The organism is Halomarina halobia (assembly GCF_029338575.1).
GTDB classification, from domain to species: Archaea; Halobacteriota; Halobacteria; order Halobacteriales; family Haloarculaceae; genus Halomarina; species Halomarina halobia.
The window spans coordinates 2,206,690-2,226,769 of sequence record NZ_CP119992.1; the positions used below are offsets into that span (position 1 = coordinate 2,206,690).

Consider the following 20,080-nt stretch of genomic DNA (forward strand, 5'->3'; position numbering starts at 1 on the left):
TCCCTGTTCGCTCACTCGATGTGGATCGCGGGGCGGAAGGGCGTCGCCCGTCCCGCCCGCTCGAAGTCGGCGTCCGCCTCGACGGTCACCTCGATCTCCGCGTCGAACTCGCGTTCGAGGAAGTCAGAGGCGTCGGCGTAGACCGCCCGCTCGTCGATCCCGCGCATGGCGTCGACCGCCGCCGCCTCGCGCCCGCGGACCACCTCCGCCAGGTCGCCCACGAGCCGGTTCACCGCCTCGCCGCGCTCGCGCAGGTCGGGATCCTCCATCACCTCGCCCATGACCGCGCCGACGTCGGGGGCCGTCGCGCGGTCGGCGTCGTCCGCGAGCGCCCGCTCGGCCACGGCGTCGAACACGTCGTACTTCCAGTCGTCGGCGACGGCGATCCGGACGCGCTCGGGGTCGGTGCCCGTCACCTCCACGATGTCGCGTACGTCGTCGACGAGCCGGGCGATCAGCGCCTCCCGGAACTCGCTTCGCTCGTCGCGCCACGCCTCGTCCACCGCGGGCCACTCGGTCGCCGGCTCGCCCGTCAGCCGCTCGTGGAGTTCGTTCGCCAGGAACGGGACGAACGGCGCGAGCAGGCAGAGGCGGGTGCGGAGTACCTCGCGGAGCGTCCAGCGCGCTCCCGCGCGGTCGAGATCCGCGATCCCGTTCTCCCCGGAGCCCGTCCGACGGCGGTACCACCGCAGGTGCTCCTCGAAGTTGTAGAAGGCCGCCTGGCTCGCGGTGCGCGTCTCGAAGCCGTCCATCGCGCGGGTCACGTCCGCGACGGTCGTCGCGAGCTTCGAGAGCAGCCAGCGGTCGACGTCGCGCAGGTCGGGACGCTCGTCGGGTACGTCGGCCTCGATCACCGCCTCCGCGCGGGCGTAAAAGCGCGTCAGCTGATCGCGCACGTCGCCGACGGCCTCGGCCCGCCAGTCGTAGTCCTGCCACGGTTCGGCGCTGTTGAGCAGGAAGAACCTGACCGTGTCCGCGCCGTACTCCTCGATGGCCGCCGCCGGGAGGACGACGTGGCCCTTCGAGGAGGACATCTTCTCGCCCTCCAGCAGGCCGAGTCCCATGATGGTGATCCCCCGCGGCCAGTTCGGACGGTCGAACAGTTCGGCGTGGTGAAACAGGTAGAACGTCAGGTGGTTCGCGATGAGGTCGTTCGCGGAACAGCGGACGTCGACGGGATACCAGTAGTCCCACTCCTCGCGCAGGGCGAGCGCGCGGTCGTCCGGATTCTCGACGGCTCCCCTCCCGTAGAACAGCGCGTCGAAGAACTCCCGCGTCAGGTCCTCGGGCGGGACATCGCGCAGTCGGTGGACGATCGTGTAGTAGGCCATGTAGATCGTCGAGTCCGACAGCGGTTCGATGACGAAGTCGGGGTCCCAGGGCAGGCGCGTACCCAGCCCGTAGTTGCGGATGCAGGGCCACTCGTTCAGCCAGTCGATCGTGTGGTCGTACTGCTCGCGGGTGTTCTCGGGGATCGCCGTCAGGTCGGCCACCGCCTCGTGGGCCTTCGCCTTCCAGTCGGGGTCGTCGTACCGCAGGAACCACGTCTCCTGTTCGGCCACCTCGACCTCCCCGCCGCAACGGCAGATCACCTCCTCGGTGAACTCGTACATCGAGGCGAACGCGCCGCGGTCGACGAACTCCCGCTTCAGCGCCTCGCGGACGTCCTCGACGACCTCGCCCGCGTACTCGCCGTACTGCTCGCCGAGCACGCCCGCGTGGAACTCGCGGTTGTACACCTCCCGGGTGGCCTCCGCCAGCCGCGGGTCGTCCGAGGACTCGATGCCCCGCTCCTCGACGGCGTCGCGGGCCGGGAACTCGCCGTACCCCTCGACGGTCAGGATCGCGCGGGGTTCGATCGCCCGCACCGCCTCGGGGTCGAGGCCGTGGGCCGCCATCCGCTCGGCGTCGGCCTTGGCCTCCCGCAGCGCCACCCAGTCGTCGGGGCTGTGCGCCGGGACGGACATCACCACGCCCGTCGCGTTGTCCGGGTCGACGAACGACGCCGGGAGCACGGGCACCGCCTCGCCCGTCACGGGGTTCGCGACGCGCTCGCCGACCAGCCGCTCGCCCGCGAACGCCTCCTCGACCGCCACCTCGCGGGCCTGCAGGCGGAGCTTCTCGACCGCCTCCCGGGAGACGACCCACGGCTCGCCGTCCACGCTCGCCCGGACGTACTCCGCGTCGGGGTTCACGAACGCGTTCGTCACGCCGTACACCGTCTCCGGGCGCAGGGTCGCCATCGGGACGACCGCCGCTCGACCCACCTCGCTCGTCTCGGAGGCGCTGGGCGCCTCCCACTCGAACTCGATCAGCGTGTAGTCCTGGAACTCAGCCTCCTCGCCCTCCAGCAGGTCGTGGGTCGTGACGGGGTTGTTCTCGCGGGTGCAGTACTTCACCGGGTGGAGTCCCTTCTCGAGCAACCCGCGGTCGCGCAGGGTCTCGTACTGCCAGGCGACGAACTTCGAGTAGCGCTCGTCGTTGGTGGTGAACTCCCGACGCCAGTCGACCGAGAGCCCAAGCGCCCTCATGTTCCGCTTGTAGTGGTTCTCGATGAAGTACCGGGCGAACCCCATCGGCGTCTCCAGCTCCCGCAGCGTCTCCTCGGGCACCCCGAAGGTGTCCCGGAGCACCGAGAGCTGCTTCTCCTCGCCGCTCTTCAGGCGCTCTACGGCCCCCACGATCGGCGTGCCGGTCACGTGCCACGCGATGGGAAAGAGCACCGTGTCCCCCCGCAGGCGGCGGTAGCGCGCGTACACGTCCGGCACGGTGTACGTCCGGGCGTGCCCGATGTGCATCCCCCCCGACGGGTAGGGGTAGGGGACGGTGACGAACGTCGGATCGGGGTCGTCCGTGGGGTCGGCCTCGTAGGTCCCCTCCTCCGCCCACCGCTCGCGCCACTTCTCCTCGACGGCGTGCGGGTCGTAGTCGCTCATGGGGTAGGAGAGACGGGCCAGCGTAAAAGAACTAGACGCTGTCAGAGCCAATCGTCGATGTACACGACGTCCCGCAGGTGATCCCGGCTCGGAAATGCCTCCGCGATGGCGATGACGGCGGAGGCGATTTCGTACGCCGAGCGGCGGTGATGCACGATGAACAGGACGCCGGCGTGCGCCGGTTCGTCCAGAGCGAGGAAGTCGGCGTCCTTCCTCAGGATGAGCATGTCGTTCTCCCCGGTGTACGGCGCGATTTCCGTCGCGTCGTCGACCCCGGCACCGAGCGCCTCCGCGACGTGCTTCCCCTCTCCTCGTGCCCCTCGTGTTCGAGGTACGAGACGACCTGCCGCTCGACGTTCTCGTCCAGAAGGACCGAGAGCGACGGCTCTGTCATTCTCCCCGATTCGAATCGAGGCCGTCGGGCGTTGGCGATCGTTTCCTCCCCTTCTCGATGATCCCCCGACGCCCCTCCCTGACCTCGTTCATCTCCTTTGGATGTTCGCGGTAGTACGCGAGCGCCCGGTACACGCCCGCGACGTCGAGGTCGTACTTGTCGGCGACCGTCTGCGGTTCGAGCCCTCGCCCCTCCACCTGCTCGTATATATCCGGAACGGTTATGCGCCGCCCGTCGACGCGCGGCTCACCGCCCATTACGTCGGGCGCTTTGACGATACGAGCACGTTGCTGGGGCATCTCCATCCGAAGTTCGCTTCGGGCGTCGTTAAGCGTTATTGGGTCGTCAAGAACCGACCCACGCCCGCGCCACGTCGCTTACGACGGCGTGCGGGTCGTAGTCGTTCACGGGAGACGGACATGAGTAATCCTCTCGCTACATCGTTTGTCTCTCTACCACTCCCCCACCGCCAAATGACAACCTACAGAACCCCTGACCGATTAGACGAGGTAACTCCCTCTCCATCTATGCAGGAACAACGAGGATTCGACCACGCCGAGGTAGAACAGCGGTGGCAGGCGCGGTGGGCCGACGCGGGGGTCTACCGCACGCCGGACGACGTCGAGGACCCCACCTACGTGCTCGGGATGTTCCCCTACACGTCCGGCGAGTTGCACATGGGCCACGTTCGGAACTACACCATCACGGACGCCTACGCGCGGTTCGAGCGCATGCGGGGCGAGGAGGTGCTCCACCCGATGGGGTGGGACGCCTTCGGCCTGCCCGCCGAGAACGCGGCGATAGAGAGCGCGGAACGCAGTTCCGCGGAAAACGCGAGCGGCGACGAGCCGCGAGCGAGCGACACCAACCCCCGGGACTGGACGCTCGACTGCATCGAGCGGATGCGCGAGCAGATGCAGGCGATGGGCTTCGGCTACGACTGGGAGCGCGAGATCGCCACCTGCACCCCCGAGTACTACCGCTGGAACCAGTGGCTCTTCGAGCGCTTCTTCGAGGCCGGCCTCGTGGAGCGGAAGGCCAGCGAGGTCAACTGGTGTCCCTCCTGCGAGACGGTGCTCGCCGACGAGCAAGTAGAGGGCGGAGAGACGACGGAGGGGTCTCACGGAGGCGGTGAAGCCGCCGGAGTCTGCTGGCGCTGCGACACGCCCGTCGAGCCGCGGGAACTGGACCAGTGGTTCCTGAAGATCACCGAGTACGCCGACGAACTCGAGGCGGCGCTCTCCGACCTGGACGGCTGGCCGGACAACGTCCGGCAGATGCAGCGCAACTGGATCGGCCGCCAGCCGGGTGCTCGCCTCGAATTCGAGATCCACGGGACGGGTCGGCGCACAGCCGACACGGTCGAGGACCACGGCCCCGTGGAGGTGTTCACCACGCGCATCGACACGGTCCACGGCGTGACGTTCTTCGCGCTCGCGCCGGGCCACGCCATCAGTCGGGAACTCGCCGAGGAGGACGAGGACGTACGTCGCTTCGTCGAGGAGGTGGCCGACCCAGAGGGCGACACCCCGCAGGGCGTGCGCACCGACCTCACCGCGAGGAACCCCGTCACGGGCGACGAGGTGCCCGTCTTCGTCGCGGACTTCGTCCTCTCGGACGTGGGCACGGGCGCGCTGATGGGCGTGCCGGGCCACGACGAGCGCGACCACGCCTTCGCGGAGGCGCAGGGCGTCGACATCGTTCCGGTAATCGCACCCGCGGACGGGCGCGCGGACGAGCGCGCCCGATCGGCCGGGGACATCGAGATCCCGGACGTCTCCGACGAGGCCTACACCGAGGACGGCGTGCTCGTGAACAGCGGGCAGTACTCCGGCATGGAGAGCGACGCCGCGCGCGAGCGCCTGATCGCCGACGTGAAGGGCGCGGAGGAGCACGTCCAGTACCGCCTGCGCGACTGGGGCATCTCCCGGCAGCGCTATTGGGGGACGCCGATCCCGGTCGTCCACTGCCCGGAGTGCGGTCCCGTCCTCGTCCCGGAGGAGGACCTGCCCGTCGAGCTGCCCGAGTTCGTCCCCACGACGGGCAACCCGATCGCCGCGGTCGACGAGTTCGTCCGCACGACCTGCCCCGAGTGCGGCGGCGAGGCGGAGCGCGAGACGGACACGATGGACACCTTCATGGACTCCTCGTGGTACTTCCTGCGCTACGTCTCGCCGGACGCGACCGACGCGCCCTACGACGTCGAGCGCGCGAACGACTGGATGCCCGTCGATCGGTACGTCGGCGGCATCGAGCACGCCGTGATGCACCTGCTCTACTCGCGGTTCGTCACGAAGGTCCTCGCGGACCTCGACCTGCTTGACCACCGCGAGCCGTTCTCGAACCTCGTCACGCAGGGGATGGTGCTCGCCGACGGCGAGAAGATGTCGAAGAGCAAGGGCAACGGCATCTCGCCGCTCGAGATCGTCGAGCGCTACGGCGCGGACACCGCCCGCCTGTTCACCCTCCAGGCCGCCCAGCCCGAGCGCGACTTCGACTGGTCCGACAAGGGCGTCCAGTCCGCCCACGCCTTCCTCCAGCGGCTCGCCGAGCTTGTCGAGGCGTTCGATCCCGCGGAGGCGACCGGGGAGCGCGACGAGGTCGCGGCGTACGTCGCCCGCGAGATCGACGCCACCGTCGCGGCGGCCACCGAGGACTTCGAGACGCTCACGTTCAACACCGCGATCCGCGAGACGCGGTCGCTCGCGGGCCTGCTGCGACGGTACCGCGAGCACGCGCCGCCCCACGGAGAGACGTTCGAGCGCGGCCTGCGCGCCGTCGTTCGGCTGCTCGCGCCGGTCGCCCCGCACGTGAGCGAGGAACTGTGGCGCGAACTCGACGCCGAGGGCTTCGTCGCCGAGGCCCCGTGGCCCGAACCCGAGCGCGACACGGCGGACCACGAACGCGAGCGCCGCCTCGTGGAGAACACCCGGAGCGACGTCCGCCAGATCGTCGACGTGGCGGGCATCGACGACCCCGAGCGCATCGAGGTGGTCGTCGCGCCCGAGTGGAAGCACCGCGCGCTCTCCATCGCGATCGAGAGCGACGCGCCGAACGTCATCGGCGAGATCATGGGCGACGAGGAGATCCGGGCGCAGGGGGACGCCGCCGCGTCCTACGGTCAGGACCTCCAGGACGAGCGACAGTCGCTCACGCCCGCGCTGGCACCCGAGCGGGAGTACGAGGCGCTCCGGCGCGCGGCGTGGCTGCTCGAACGGGAGTTCGACGCCGAGGTTCGCGTCACCCGCGCCGGGGACGCGAGCGACGACCTCGCCGGCAAGGCCCACCCCGGCCGGCCGGCGATCCGGATCGACTGAATGAAAGGCGGTCGGCTTTAGATCGTCGAAATACGTTTCGCGTTCGCCGAAGCGCGGCGCGCCCCGACGGGTGGCGGGCGCTCGCCGCCCGAACCGCGGACGCGATCGCCGCGCTGTCCTGATCGCCCGACGGGGATCACTCGATGGGGATCGACTCCCCGCTGTCGGTGCTCTCCTTCGCGAGCGTGACCGTCAGGACGCCGTTGTTGTAGCTCGCGTTCGTCGAGGAGGGATCGACCCGCTCGGACAGGCGGACGCTACGGGTGACCGACTCTCGCGTGCGCTCGCGGCGGACGTAGCTTCCCTCCTCTGCCTCCTCTTCCTCCTCGGCGGAGCGCTCCGCCGAGACGACGAGCGTCGACCCCGACAGTCGCACGTCGATGTCCGACTTCTCGTAGCCGGGGAGGTCGGCGGTGACGACGAACGAGTCGTCGGTCTCGACGACGTCGATGGGCACGCCCTGCGTGAGGCCGGTGTCGAAGGCGCGCAGTCCCTCGTTCATCTCCTCGAACATGCGCTCGATCTCCTCGAACGGGTTTCGACGGGGCATACGAGGAAGTACGCCTCCATACCGGATAAATTCTAGTACAGCACGTGCCGAGTGTCGTACGACCCGAGGCGACGGACCCATCCGTCCTCGACGATCCCCTCGACGACCTCGACGGCCTCCCGCGTGCGCTCCTCGTACAGGCCCGCCGCGACGTCGACGTGGAACACGTAGTCGCCGAGGCGCTCGCCGCTGGGTCGGGACTCGACGCGCGTCAGGTTGATGTCCCGCTCGGCGAACGGTTCGAGCAGGCGCAACAGCAGGCCGGGGTAGTTCGTGTTCGGATAGACCACGAGCGAGGTCTTCCCGCCCGCGTCGCTGCGCTCGGTCTCGGGTGCGACGACGACGAAGCGCGTCGCGTTCGACGTGCGGTCCTGGATGTTCTCGGCGAGTACGCGCAGCCCCCCGCCGTACTCCTCGGACGCGTTGTCGGGGTGCCCGATACCGGCGACGGACGGGTCCTCGCGCGCCTGCTCGACGCCGCGGGCGGTGCTCGCGACCGCCTCCCGGGCCACGTGCGGGTAGTTATCCTCCAGGTAGCTGCGACACTGCGCCAGCGCCTGGGCGTGGCTGGCCACCACCTCGAAGTCCTCCCCCTGGGCGAGCAGCGCGTGCCGGATCGGCGTGACGATCTCCCGGACGACGGCGACGTCGTGGGTCGCCAGCGCGTCGAGGCTCTCGGTGACGCTCCCCTCGATGCTGTTCTCGATCGGCACGACGCCGCGTTCGACGCGCCCCTCGGCGACCGCCTCGACGATGTCGGTGACCGACTCGGCGAACGTGACCTCGTCGGCGATCGCGCGCGCGGCCCGGTGGGAGTACGTCCCCTCGGGACCGAGCGTGATGGCCTTCATGCGCCCTGATTGTCGAGAGGACGGTAAAAACGCGTCGGCGGTGATCGCGGCGCGTCGCAACGCTTTTTCCCCCGTGGTCGGTTTCTCTTACCATTGATCGGGGTACCGACGACTGCCGCCTCCGGATCGACGGAGGGCTCGCGCGGGCGATGACGACTATCCGGCTAGAGACGCCCATCGACGCGCCGGCGGAGCGGGTGTTCGACCTCGCGCGGTCCGTCACCCTCCGGGAGAACGCCCTGCAGTCGTACCACCTCCGCGCCACCGCGGGCGTGACCGGCGACCTGCAGCGGCCGGGGAGTTCCATCGCCTGGAGCGTCCGCTTCTTCGGCGTCCCCGTCTCCTACACGATGAAGCTCGTCACGTACAGCCGCCCCCGGCACTTCCGCGAGCGCATGGTCGAGGGCCCCTTCGAGCGCCTCCTCCACGACCGCTTCTTCGAACCCCGCGAGGAGGGCGGGACGCTCCTCCGCGACGTCTACACCTTCGAGTCGCCCCTCGGACCGCTCGGCGACGTCGCCGACAGCGTCTACCTCGAGGGATACCTCGGAGAACTGCTCGAACGGGTCAACGCCGAACTGCGGTACGCGGCCGAGACGAACCGGTGGCGCGGGTACCTCGGGGAGTAGGAGAGACTGATGAGAGGGGCGTGAGCTACCGATTCAGCGTGTGGATCGCCTGCCCCTCCGCGTTCTCGGCCGCCTCCATCACCGCCTCCGAGAGCGTCGGGTGGACGTGGATGGTGGCGGCGACGTCCTCCAGGGTCGCGCCCATCTCGACGGCGAGGGTGAGTTCGGCGATCAGTTCGGAGGCCTCCGGCGCGACGACCTGCGCGCCGAGGACGAACCCGCTCGGCCCGTCGGCGACGATGCGGACGAAGCCGTCCGACTCGTTCATCGTCAGCGCCCGCCCGCTCGCGCGCATTGGCATCTGGCCGACGACGGGCTCGAAGCCCGCCTCATCGGCCTCCGCCTCCGTCATGCCGACGGTGCCGATCTCGGGGTCGGTGAACACCGCCGCCGGGACGGACTGGTAGTCGAGCGCCGACGGCTCGCCCGCGATCACCTCGGCGGCGACCTGTCCCTCCTTCATCGCCTTGTGTGCGAGCATCGGCTCGCCCGCGACGTCGCCGATGGCGTAGACGTGCTCGACGTTGGTCCGCGCGCGGTCGTCGGTCGGGACGAACCCCCGCTCGTCGGTCTCGACGCCAGCCGCCTCCAGGTTCACGGTGTCCGTGACCGGAGTGCGCCCGACCGCGACGAGCACCTTCTCCGCGCCGAACTCGCTCACGGTGCCGTCCCCGTCCTCCGTGCGGACGGTGATCCCGTCGCCCGAGCGCTCCCAGTCCTTCGCGGCCTCGCCGAAGTGGAACTCGATGCCGAGTTCCTCCGCGCGGTCCCGGACGATCCGCGCCACGTCGTCCTCGTAGCCGGGCAGCGCCGAGTCGAGCATCTCGACGACGGTGACGTCGGTGCCGAGCTTGGCGAAGACGGTGCCGAGTTCCATCCCGATGTAGCCCGCGCCCACGACGACCAGGCTCTCCGGGAGCGTGTCGAGCGCGAGGGCGTCCCGGGAGGAGAGGACGTACTCGCCGTCGAACTCGAAGTTCGGGATCTGGACGGGCCGCGAGCCGGTCGAGACGATCGCGTGCTCGAACTCGATCGACTCCGAGCCCTGGCCGTCGCCGCCGTGGGCGACGCGCACCTTGTTCTCGTCGGCGAACTCCGCGGTGCCCTCGACGAGGTTGACGCCGTTCGCCTTACAGAGCTTCTCGACGCCGCTGGTGAGCTGGTCGACGACGCCGTCCTTCCACGACACCATCCCCTTCATGTCCACGGCGGGGTCGGCGTGGATGCCCATCTCCTCGGCTTCCCGGGCGGCGTGGGCGACGTCGGACGCCGTCACCAGCGCCTTCGAGGGGATGCAGCCGTAGTTGAGGCAGGTCCCGCCGTAGGCGTCCTTCTCGATCAGCGTCGTGTCGAGGCCCAGTTGCGCGGCGCGGATGGCGGCAACGTACCCGCCCGGCCCGGCACCGATGACGACGACCTCGGTTCCAGTCGCGATGTCTCCGACGACCATGACGTGAGCAGTATTTGCCGCGCGGGGTAAGGCTGTATGGGTTTCCTCACGGAGGGCGGAGTGGCATCGTGTGGAGCAGTTCGGTCGTACCGAGCGGTTCGGCCGGCTCCGATCTCACCGATCCCCCCGCGGGGCGGCGGGGAGCGGTCACAGGTAACCGAGCTCGTCCAGTTGTTCCTCGACGGCCGCGTCGAAGTCCATCTCCCGGGAGGTGGCGGCCGCCCGCTCCTTGTACTCGGTCAGTTCCACGTCGAAGAGGTCCTTCGTGGCCGCCGGGATCTCGACGCCGGTCGCCACCCTTCGCTGCCACGAGGGCCTGTCCGGATCGAGTTCGTACTCCTCGCTCGCGCCCAGCGAGTCCCACTGGAACTTCCGGGTGCCCTCGCCGTCGTAGACGCACCGCACCATCCGGTTCCAGAAGTCGGCGTCCTCCTCGGGCTGGTACCAGATGGAACTCTCGCCGCCCCCGAGTACGCCGATCAATTCGGCCGGGATCCGCTCGTCGACGAGCCCCTCGTCGAACGGCTCGTCGCGGGCGAGGCCGACGAGCAGGTCGCCGAGGGAGAGCTGCGAGAAGTACCGGGTGACCGCGGCCGGATAGCCCGCGGGCGGGTTGATCACGTCGCACGGGGTGTGGAGGACGCCCTCGGTCGTGCTCCTCGTGTGGTGGAACAGCCCGTCGTCCGCGGGATAGCCCAGGTTGTGGCCGTGATCGGAGATCACGACGACCGTCGTCTCGCGGTCGGTGACGCGCCGGAGTCGGCCGACGAGGTCAGAGGCGACGCGGTCGAGATAATCGACCGCCGCCGCGTACAGCTGCCGGTAGTTGCGCGTGTACTCCTCGGTCGCGGCCCCGTCGGCGTTCAGTTCCCACTTGCTGAACTCGGTCGAGCTCCAGTCGTTCGGCACCGAGTGGAGCGACTGGTCGTACTGCCGGAGGTTCCGCAGGGGCGTGTGCGCGTCCATGAAGTTCGCGAAGAGGAACCACGGCTCGTCGACCGCCGCGGCGCGCTCGACCGCCGTGTCGGCGATGTTCCTCGCGCCGTCGTCGACGAGTTCCGGGATCGGCAGCCGCGTCGCCGCCGAACCGCCCTTCACCCACAGGCCGTTCGCGAGGCTCTTGAGCGGCTCGTCGTGTCCGAGACAGGCCCGGAGGAAGCCGAGGTACCGCCTCACGGCGTCCGGGTGGTCCGACCGCTTCACGTACTCCTGGACGGTGAGCCCCTCGGTGAACAGCGCCGGCTGCGCCTGCGAGCCGATCGAGAAGTCGTGAAACTCGTCGAAGAGGACGTCGAAGTCGAACGCCGAACTCACGTACGGGTTGGCGCTCAGCCCGATCGTCGCGTGCTCGGGGAGTTCCCCGAGAAACAGGTCGTCCCGGTCGAACCGCGAGAAGCTGAAGTCGGAGCCGAAGCCCTCGGCGTGCACGCCGTGCTGGTGCGGGAGCTTCCCGGTGAGGATGCTCGCGTGACTCGGCGCGCTCCACGAACTCGCGGCGCGGCACTGCTCGAACGAGGCGTCGGCGGCCGTCCGGAGTCGCGGGGCGTACTCGTCGTACACGTCCTTCCGGACCGTATCGAGCACGATGAGGACGACGTTGCGCACGGTTCATCCCCCCGATCCCGCCCGAGGCGCCCGCGCCGGAACCGCGGAATCGGAACGGTAAACTGTGCCACTATGTGACATAATATAATCTAGTCGGCTACTCGGCAACAAATTTTGCCTTGCACCTGCGAACGGTTCGGCGCGAAGCGCCGAGAACGCGCCCGGAGGAGCGCTCGCCCGTCGAAGACAGTCGCTATCCGTCGCCGTTACTTACCCCTCGTGATAGTTCGGGACGGTGATGTGAAGGCCGGGATCGTCTCGCCGGCGAGACGATCCCCCACCGGCGCGGCCGACGCTCGCGGGTCTCAGTCGCCGATGTCTTCGTCGAACTCCCTCTGCGAGAGGTCCTCTATGAGGTCCCGCACGCGTTCGACGGTGTCGTCGTCGATGTCGTCGACGGCCTCGACGCCGTGGGCTCCCCCGTGCGCGGTCTGGAGCGCGTTCTCGTTGAGGTCGCCGTCCGGGTCGACGACCGGTAGTTTCAGGTCGGTGAACGCCTCCGGCGGGAAACCCGAGGCGGAGAGGAGGAAGTGGCCGTCGATCTCGGAGAGGTCGTCGGTGTCGAAGTCCTCCTCCCGCGGCGCGCTCCACTCCTCGGTGGTCGTCCCCGAATAGTCGGGTTCGTGCACCTCGTAGTCCGTCATGGCTCGCGCTCGTGACTACGAACGGCGCGGACGTAAGCGACGTGGCCGCCCGCCAGTCGTGCGTCGCGTGACGACGACGCACTCGGGGTGTCGGGGCACGACTGACTGGCCCCCGGTTCGGGGCTACCGGGCTACGGACGGTAGCGTCGACGTCCGACGTCGCCCGGTCGTGATCGCGGATCGAGGAGGGGTCACGCCTTTTCACCGCTCACGAATTTGTTCACAGTGAAAAGTGCCGCCTCCCAGGATTCCACTGGTGGTTTACATCCCTCCTATGCCATTGGATAGATGGATGACCGTCAACGTCGACCGCCGCCTCGAACTCCTCCTCGATCGGATCGAGTCGAGCGAGGACATCGCTGACGCCGATCGTGAGGCGCTCCTCGCGTTCGATCGGGAGATGCGCCTCCTCCGGAGCACCTACGGTGACAATCGCCGTCACAAACTCCTCGACCACTGTACACGCCTCGCCGAGAATGTTGGCGGCCTCGCCGACGCACTCGAAGAGAAGACCGCTGCCGAGGAGTTGGTCCTCTACATCCACGACAACTACCCGAATGAGGAATCGAACCGGGACTACCGGGTTGCTCTCCGGATGTTCGGCAAGCGTGTATCCGACGAGAACGAGGTGCCCGAAAGCCTCGATTGGATTTCGGCGACGACCTCGAAGAACTACAACCCTATGCCGGACCCGGCGAAGATGCTTGATTGGGACGAACACGTCCAGCCGATGCTCCGTAAGGCTCGGTTCGCCCGTGACAAGGCGCTCATCGCTGTCGCATGGGATTCGGGTGCGCGGAGCGGCGAACTCACCGAACTCACCGTCGGCGATGTCACCGACCACAAATACGGTCTCTCGATCACCGTTGACGGAAAGACAGGTCAGCGCTCGGTCACGCTCATCCCAAGCGTCCCCTATCTCCGCCAGTGGCTCAACGTTCATCCAGCGCCAGATGAGGGTGAGGCCCCTCTGTGGTGCCAGCTTGACGACCCTGTCGACGTCTCGTACCAGATGAAGCTGAAGATGCTCCAGAAGCCTGCTCGGAAAGCCGGTGTCTCCCATACGAGCGTCACGTTCACTCGAATGCGAAAGAGCAGTGCAAGCTACCTCGCGAGCCAGGGCGTCTCGCAGGCTCATCTCGAAAACCATCATGGCTGGAAGCGGGGGAGCGACGTCGCTGCCCGGTATATCGCTGTGTTTGCCGAGGCGAACGACCGCGAAATCGCCCGCGCTCACGGGCTTGATGTCGAAGCGGATGAGCAGGACCCGATCGCGCCCTTGACTTGTCCCCGCTGCAATCGGGACACCCCCCGCGAGGAACCCTGCTGTGTCTGGTGCGGGCAGGCTGTTGAGCACAGGGCAGTCGAAGCCATTGAAGAGGAGCAACGAGAGAAGCGCACGGAACTCCTCCGTCTCGCACGTGATGACCCCGACCTCTTGAACGAACTCGAACGAATGCAGGCTCTTATCAATCTCACCGACGCTGATCCCGGTCTCCTGTCGGACGCTCAGGCGTTCGTCAATGCGAGTGCTGACTGACGTGCTGACATTCACAGTTCTTTCCCCTTGGCACGCTGGAGATCGCGCTCAACTTCCTCCAAAAGAGGTTTACTACCGTATCGTACGATAGCCGCGAGTGCTAGGGCCCGGACGAATTCGTCATCGCCATGACGGATAATGTGGACAAGTGTATCGCGGTGCTCACGGACATAGCGGTCTGGGTCATCGGCCAAATTCACTCCCCACCACCTCGGGGTGAGAGTCCGAAGTCTCTGGGAATGTGAGAAGCAATATGCTCGGAGGGATTACTGCCCCGGAGGTTCGCCCCACAAGCTGGGCACTCCAGTAGCCGTAGTTTGTCGTGACCGTATCGTTCAAGCATTGTCCACCTCTCGCCTAATGATACCAAGCAGGTGGGTTGGGCAGCTGATTCGCGCTCTAAATCCACTGTGACGGAATTGAGCAAGATGCTCGATGGTTCGACATCCGTTCATCTCGCACACGTCCGTGTTTAGTGTCCCCGAGGTGGGGCTGGTAAACCACGCCTCAGTGCTCGTTGGTTCCTTATTGTCGTGTTCGTTGTGCAACGTCGTTGTTGCTGTTGGGTTGAGTCCAACTCAGACGGCTAAGGAAGATGTAAACGATAGGTCCTTGACGACGCCCGAAACGATTTTCTGTTCGGAGGTCCTCTCCTATCCCACGGATAGCACCTTCCACAGTGCGTCCTTGCTTCCACGGGGCCGGCCGACCAAGACCTTGGCCCTGTGGGGCGTTTCTTATGCTTTTGAGGCCCATCTATCGACCCTCTTTATTAGATCTTCGGCTCCGACGGATCGTACTGAGCCACCATCTGCCGGATGAGGGCATCGTAGGTCTCTCCCCCTCGTTTATAGGACTTCACGAGATCGCGTGTTTCCTTGGAAACCGGAATGCGCGTTTCAGTTGCGGTCGACATACTTTCTATTACCTACGCTTCACCGTTAGTACCAAACATGTAAATATTCTCCGACCAGTATGTAACGATACAGGCATTGACAATGGCAGGTATTGAACGTGAATCCGGCATACTCACCGAGAAGGACCGTCGATACTTAGGACATCATGTCCTTCCAGAGTCTCGGCAAGCACGCTATGAGCGCAAGAAGGGGGCAAGAGACCGAATCAGACGAGGGCTCCTCGATCTCCCATATATTCGATTTCTCCCACCCGAGGAGCGTCGAAAGGTGTTTGGTGACATACAAGCCGGGGACGACCTCTATTGGGGGCTTGTTAACGGAGTAGCGTTATCGAAACACGCTTGTGACGAAGCGGGACTCCCTTTCAAGTCTTTGTTAGAGGAAGCGCTTGAGATCGCCACCTTTGAGCCCCGATCTGATTTGGTATCGGGTGAGGAAGATGCCTTACCAGCGAAGTTCGTTGTAGGCGTTGACGTGGATATTCAGTACGAGTACGATAGGATATACCACCCTCGTCAACTGAAAGAGCGATGGAAGCGAGGCGATGACCTCACTGACGCTGAATTCCGTGTTCTAGTAGAGAGTGATATATTTGATGAAAGTGATTTCCGTAAACTAGCCGAGGATAACAGAGAGGAATGATTGAACGTAGTAACTAGAGTATGGGAGGTTCTTCTATCTCGATCCCCTGGTGAGTCTCCTCAGAGTTATCCTCCGTTACTGCGCTCAGCACCAAAGTAACGAGACCGATGAAACCAAGGAGTATCATCCCACCCATGCTGCCCATGTGGCCTCCATATCGATTAATGTGTATAACATTGCCATTGTCTTCAACAATGAGTCCGCAAGAGAGACACAAGTCATCCGAGTCCTCAAGCATTATTTGCTTGCCCTCCTGCGTGAAGAACTCCGACCGTTCACGAACAGGCGATAGCGTCTCACCACATTCGGGGCAATTTTCTGGGCTGATTTTCTCGTCAACTCCGGTCCAGCTCGACCCCTTCTCCTCAACAGTGGGCTTTTCTGACTCAACTCTGCTGTCGATATGTCTAAATTCGTCTTCTTCACGTTCGATTTTTATTTCAAGGTCATCAGAATTCCTCGGAGACCAATTTACCGTCTCGGAGGTGTCGTCGGTAACAGTATTCTCTGCGTCGTCGTTATTTTTGTTTAGGCGTTTACTGTCAAAAGACTTGGAGTCGATACTACTGTTGAAATCCTCGGGGTACTGTCCACTGGGGCCGTGGTCGTCATCGGAAGTAAGCCGAACATGATTTTTGAGCGCACGACACTCCTGACCACAGTACGGACATATCCGATCCATATCTCGATTTAGCCCTGACTGAATAAGTGATTAACTTGCAGTAACGTTAACCGAGTTAACGCAATCCATTGGTTTTGGGTTAAAGGACTCTAATAAAAATATTAGCCAGTGACACTTTGGGGTGGGTGTACTGAATACAAAGCATACATCGTTCAATCATTCGTGTTAATATTAGGGTTAAGAGTTTTAGCGTTCTCGCTAGGTGAGTTCTATGAGGTAGTCGCAAGGAGATGGTTCAACGCGCCCTCACGTGCATGTCATCATGGCTCTCGACTTATGGTTTCGAGTTTACCAATCGAGAGTTGGCAGGCATAGCTTGGCTTGTTGCAATGGTCGTATTGATCATTGTATTGGCGGTGTTGAAGCAGAAAATACGGTCTAGTCTATATCAAGTTCTTAGAATGACTTTTTCTCCCAAATTAACCGTAATATGGATTGTTTATGTTCTATGGATTATGTCATTTGTACTGATTTCGGCTTGGGTCGGACTCTGGCGGGCTATCCTGACTAAGGACACAGTGGTGTGGAGCGTAACGGCGGGCCTCGCATTGCTTGTTGGGTTTCCGGAGGCCAAGAATCTCGGATATTTTCGACAAGAACTCCTCAAGATAGTTAGTATAATAGTGATTTTTGAGTATATTGTAAATTTTGCTAGTTTTTCGTTTTGGAGCGAGTTGATCATACAGCCACTCATATTCATTTTTTTAGTTGCCCCAATTATCGTTGATGATCCTGAACAGCGAGAGGCATGGCATCGGGGAAGGATTTGGTTTTTTGCGATTCTTGGAATCGTCACCTTGGCTCACACCATCCGAATCCTGTACTCAACGCGACAAACGGTGGACTGGGAACTTTTTGCGCTCCAAGCGGTTTGGCCCATATTACTGGGAATTTGGGTACTGATACTTGTTTTTCCGTTGGCAATTATTTCGAGTTACGAAGAAGCATTCATCAAGCTCAGGCTATACCGCACCGAACGGAAGGGTCTGTGGAAAGCTAAACTGGGCCTCGTGATGGCACTAGGGGTCCGTCTCAGATTGATCCGCGAGGCAGCCAAGGGTGGAACCAAAGACGTGGCCGATGCGGAATCCGTTGGTGCTGCTTACGAAGCGGCCAAACGCTACAAGACTGAGATAGATGGCACAGAAGGGCATAGTAAATGGTAATGGGAAGAGTTGATATCTAATACTTTTCTCATAAAGGAACATGATGAATTTGCGCCCTGTATACAACATGCCATTCCTATCACGCTACGAGGGTTTCAACCGAGCCTCTATCCAGAGATTTGAGTGTATACACCCCTCATTTACCTTTCAATTCGGAATATCAGACCCCATAGAGTTCCGCTCGTTCTTCGATTGCACGCCGAATCGTACGACGCGACGAATTTAGCTCTAAAGCCGCTTGCCGCTTGCTAAGGTCTCCTCGGGCTACCTGGTCAAGTACCTCGATAACTTGGTGATAGTTCGCTCCTTCAACGAGCTTGCCGTCTCGCTTTACAAATCCAAGCGGTGCGGGGCCGTGATGGTATTGATCGGACTCTTGCCGAGCAGCAATTCCCTCACGGATGTTCTGTCGCTTAATGTTCGCCTCCAACTCGGCGAATACACCGAGAAGTTGAAATAATGCTCGTTGATAGGGATCTTCCTCCCTAGGACGGATAACGAGTCCCTCAGCGACGATATGGAGTTCTACACCAGCTTCACGCATTCGATCGGCGGTTCGCTCTAGATCAGAGATAGAACGAGCAATACGCGACACCTCATGTGCAACGACGATATTTACATCGCCAGTAGCGATATCGTCCATAAGACGTTGGTAACTTGACCGGGCTACTGTCGATGTTCCAGTCGCTTTATCGCGATAGAACTCGATATTGCCGAGACCAGTTCCGAGTCGCTCTTGGACGTACTCTGTGGTTGCGTTCAATTGTCGGTCAAGGTTTTGTTTCGCGGTTGAGACCCGAACATAGCAGGCAACGCTCATGCCCACAGTAACGTGCTAATAAAACCTAGCTCTTACGCCCAGGGTGGGCAGGTACTACAGTAGTATCCCAGTACCATCTTCGTGAATATCTCGTTTAATCATATTATATCCGTCTACCCAAAATTCACGCCGTTATTACTTATCTTATCACTATGGAGTCAAACGAGTCTCAGAGTAATTAGTGGATACCGGAGAAACAGCGATATAAGACAGGTGGCACCGCAAGATTCACCCAAGATAATATTGAACTCGAAACAATCCCCATATAAAATATAAATATAAGTGTTATTTTGGGGAACGTATAATTCCACCCTAATTTAGAAGGCCTGATTTGAATTCACCGTCTTCTTGGTTCCTAATTTCTCTATCTAACTCTGAGTACTCGCAGTTTAACTGATCCTACGACCTAAACGAATCTGAATCGCGCTACTCGCGAATACGAGATGCTTCTGGTACACGCGGTTTGAGTCGGTTGTATGCATATTCGGGAGGAGCAACTACCCCGGCGAGTGACTCCGTGGTGAGGGGGTTTTGCAGTTCTACAATTCTGTCAACTCACTTGACCGTAAGCCAGATATCTCCTGTCGCAATTGGCTACAAATATGTAGTAGGTTTAAATAACGCCCTTGGCTACACAGAAGTAGCCCATGTCAGTCGAAGATCCTACTGTTCAGCAGCGAATCGACGAACTGGCCGAAAATACCGTCCTCAGCGAGCAAGAGACACGCGTTTTCGCGCTCGAAGAGTACGGATTCTCTCGAGCGGAGATCGCCGAGGAACTCGGCATCTCTCGCAGCACCGTCAACGAGTACGTGCGCCGCATCTCCCAGCGTCGTCAGAAGGTCCAAAGGACGCTCGATTTGCTCGACGATTCAGTTGAGCGGCAGAGTACCGACGCCGAAGAGACCTCGCTGAGCGGATTCGATGTCACGGCAGACGGTCGTCGCCAGTTATTCCTCTGTCCGACTGCGAACGAGCAGGCACTCAAGCACTTCGACAAGACCCTCCTGAACGGCGTCAATGTCGACGAGCATCGAGACTTGATCCCCAATCAGTTCAACGGTACGCTCAGTGTCTGGGGAACCGGGACAAGCGTCGGGAAGAAGGTTCGGCGAGGTGATGTCCTCGCATTCTACGTCGGTGACCGCACGTACTCACACATCGCGGTCGTTAAAGAGACAGAGACGAACAAAGAACTCGACCGGGCGCTCTGGACCCCCTACGAGGGGACGCTGAAGCAGGACGCCGCCGACTCATGGCCCCATGTGTTCTACCTCACAGACCCAGTCGAGGTGAACATCAGGAGTCCGCTGCTCCACGACGACCTCGGGTACGACGACGAATTCCCCCTTGGATTCCGCCGCGTCGCCAACCACCGTGTGGGTGACTTGTACAGTAGGTACGGGAGTATGGAGCGATACATCGAGCAGGCGATGGCTCGTTCTGCCGCGGAAGGCGGAGCAACGGGCCAGACAACAATCGATATGCATTATGAATCGTCGATTGGTCCGAGTGAGAACACAGCCGACAGGATCGCTGATGAGATCGAGAACGAGACTCAACTCACGCTCGACGAACTCCGCGAACGTGCCGAAGACGCCAGCCAGGAGACGGCTACGAGGACGACCACGACTACTAACCGTCGAAGGCGCTCACGAGCGGTCAAAGACTACGCACTCGCCCGTGCAGACGGTATCTGCGAGGGGTGTGAAGAAAATGCACCGTTCGTGACCCCGTCCGGGAATCCGTATCTTGAAGTCCACCATGTCTTCCAGGTCAGCGACGATGGAGCTGACAGTCCCGACGCGGTCGTAGCCATCTGTCCAACGTGTCATTCGCGCATCCACCACGCTGACGATGGGAGCGAATACAACGCCGAGTTGATCGAAAAACTCCGAACAGAGATCGAGCCGGACGAATAGACTGCCAGCCACCGA

16 protein-coding genes are annotated in these 20,080 nt (G+C 62.9%); 6 read left to right on the top strand and 10 right to left on the bottom strand.

Annotation, left to right across the window (positions count from 1 at the left end):
- Positions 1-11: 11 nt before the first annotated feature.
- From leuS (P1K31_RS11675) to P1K31_RS11685, 3 genes are all read right to left on the bottom strand, one after another.
- The gene (leuS, locus tag P1K31_RS11675) at positions 12-2,936 is read right to left on the bottom strand and encodes a leucine--tRNA ligase (RefSeq protein WP_276303498.1); all 2,925 of its coding nucleotides are present in this window, start codon (positions 2,934-2,936) and stop codon (positions 12-14) included.
- A gap of 41 nt (positions 2,937-2,977) precedes the next feature.
- On the bottom strand, positions 2,978-3,163 hold the full coding sequence (locus tag P1K31_RS11680) for a hypothetical protein (protein ID WP_276303499.1): 186 nt from the start codon (positions 3,161-3,163) through the stop codon (positions 2,978-2,980).
- Between the two features lie 163 nt (positions 3,164-3,326).
- Positions 3,327-3,629, bottom strand: a complete 303-nt coding sequence (locus P1K31_RS11685; protein ID WP_276303500.1) for a DUF433 domain-containing protein — start codon at positions 3,627-3,629, stop codon at positions 3,327-3,329.
- A gap of 228 nt (positions 3,630-3,857) precedes the next feature.
- On the opposite strand from P1K31_RS11685, the gene leuS (P1K31_RS11690) reads away from it, so the two are divergent.
- Positions 3,858-6,647, top strand: a complete 2,790-nt coding sequence (gene leuS, locus P1K31_RS11690) for a leucine--tRNA ligase (protein ID WP_276303501.1) — start codon at positions 3,858-3,860, stop codon at positions 6,645-6,647.
- 136 nt (positions 6,648-6,783) lie between these two features.
- On the opposite strand, the gene P1K31_RS11695 is transcribed toward leuS (P1K31_RS11690), so the two are convergent.
- Both P1K31_RS11695 and pheA read right to left on the bottom strand, forming a co-directional pair.
- Positions 6,784-7,197: an Hsp20/alpha crystallin family protein gene (locus tag P1K31_RS11695; RefSeq protein ID WP_276303502.1), complete on the bottom strand. Its 414-nt coding sequence runs from the start codon at positions 7,195-7,197 to the stop codon at positions 6,784-6,786.
- Between the two features lie 32 nt (positions 7,198-7,229).
- A complete protein-coding gene (gene pheA / locus P1K31_RS11700; RefSeq protein WP_276303503.1) occupies positions 7,230-8,048 on the bottom strand; it encodes a prephenate dehydratase in 819 nt (272 codons plus the stop codon).
- Between the two features lie 149 nt (positions 8,049-8,197).
- Between pheA and P1K31_RS11705 the strand changes: the two genes are divergently transcribed.
- A complete protein-coding gene (locus P1K31_RS11705) occupies positions 8,198-8,677 on the top strand; it encodes an SRPBCC family protein (protein ID WP_276303504.1) in 480 nt (159 codons plus the stop codon).
- Between the two features lie 25 nt (positions 8,678-8,702).
- Here the strand turns inward: P1K31_RS11705 and lpdA are convergent, their stop codons facing one another.
- The 3 genes from lpdA to P1K31_RS11720 form a co-directional block, all read right to left on the bottom strand.
- Positions 8,703-10,127, bottom strand: a complete 1,425-nt coding sequence (gene lpdA / locus P1K31_RS11710; protein ID WP_276303505.1) for a dihydrolipoyl dehydrogenase — start codon at positions 10,125-10,127, stop codon at positions 8,703-8,705.
- 147 nt (positions 10,128-10,274) lie between these two features.
- Complete coding sequence (locus P1K31_RS11715; RefSeq protein ID WP_276303506.1) at positions 10,275-11,732, bottom strand: sulfatase-like hydrolase/transferase; 1,458 nt, start codon at positions 11,730-11,732, stop codon at positions 10,275-10,277.
- Between the two features lie 305 nt (positions 11,733-12,037).
- Positions 12,038-12,376 carry a hypothetical protein gene (locus P1K31_RS11720; RefSeq protein ID WP_276303507.1) on the bottom strand — a complete coding sequence of 113 codons (339 nt, stop codon included), beginning with the start codon at positions 12,374-12,376 and terminating at the stop codon, positions 12,038-12,040.
- A gap of 292 nt (positions 12,377-12,668) precedes the next feature.
- On the opposite strand from P1K31_RS11720, the gene P1K31_RS11725 reads away from it, so the two are divergent.
- Together P1K31_RS11725 and P1K31_RS11730 are read left to right on the top strand one after the other, a co-directional pair.
- Positions 12,669-13,916 (top strand): site-specific integrase, encoded by a 1,248-nt coding sequence (locus tag P1K31_RS11725; RefSeq protein WP_276303508.1) that lies wholly within the window; start codon positions 12,669-12,671, stop codon positions 13,914-13,916.
- Between the two features lie 998 nt (positions 13,917-14,914).
- A complete protein-coding gene (locus P1K31_RS11730) occupies positions 14,915-15,475 on the top strand; it encodes a DUF8102 family protein (protein ID WP_379794214.1) in 561 nt (186 codons plus the stop codon).
- Between the two features lie 13 nt (positions 15,476-15,488).
- On the opposite strand, the gene P1K31_RS11735 is transcribed toward P1K31_RS11730, so the two are convergent.
- The gene (locus P1K31_RS11735; RefSeq protein WP_276303510.1) at positions 15,489-16,157 is read right to left on the bottom strand and encodes a hypothetical protein; all 669 of its coding nucleotides are present in this window, start codon (positions 16,155-16,157) and stop codon (positions 15,489-15,491) included.
- Positions 16,158-16,387: 230 nt separating this feature from the next.
- Here P1K31_RS11735 and P1K31_RS11740 point away from each other — a divergent pair, with 230 nt between their 5' ends.
- Positions 16,388-17,323, top strand: coding sequence for a hypothetical protein (locus P1K31_RS11740; protein ID WP_276303511.1), 936 nt, complete (start codon positions 16,388-16,390; stop codon positions 17,321-17,323).
- Between the two features lie 160 nt (positions 17,324-17,483).
- On the opposite strand, the gene P1K31_RS11745 is transcribed toward P1K31_RS11740, so the two are convergent.
- A complete protein-coding gene (locus P1K31_RS11745; protein ID WP_276303512.1) occupies positions 17,484-18,143 on the bottom strand; it encodes a recombinase family protein in 660 nt (219 codons plus the stop codon).
- Positions 18,144-18,790: 647 nt separating this feature from the next.
- Here P1K31_RS11745 and P1K31_RS11750 point away from each other — a divergent pair.
- Positions 18,791-20,065, top strand: a complete 1,275-nt coding sequence (locus tag P1K31_RS11750) for an HNH endonuclease (protein WP_276303513.1) — start codon at positions 18,791-18,793, stop codon at positions 20,063-20,065.
- The last annotated feature ends 15 nt before the right edge of the window (positions 20,066-20,080 follow it).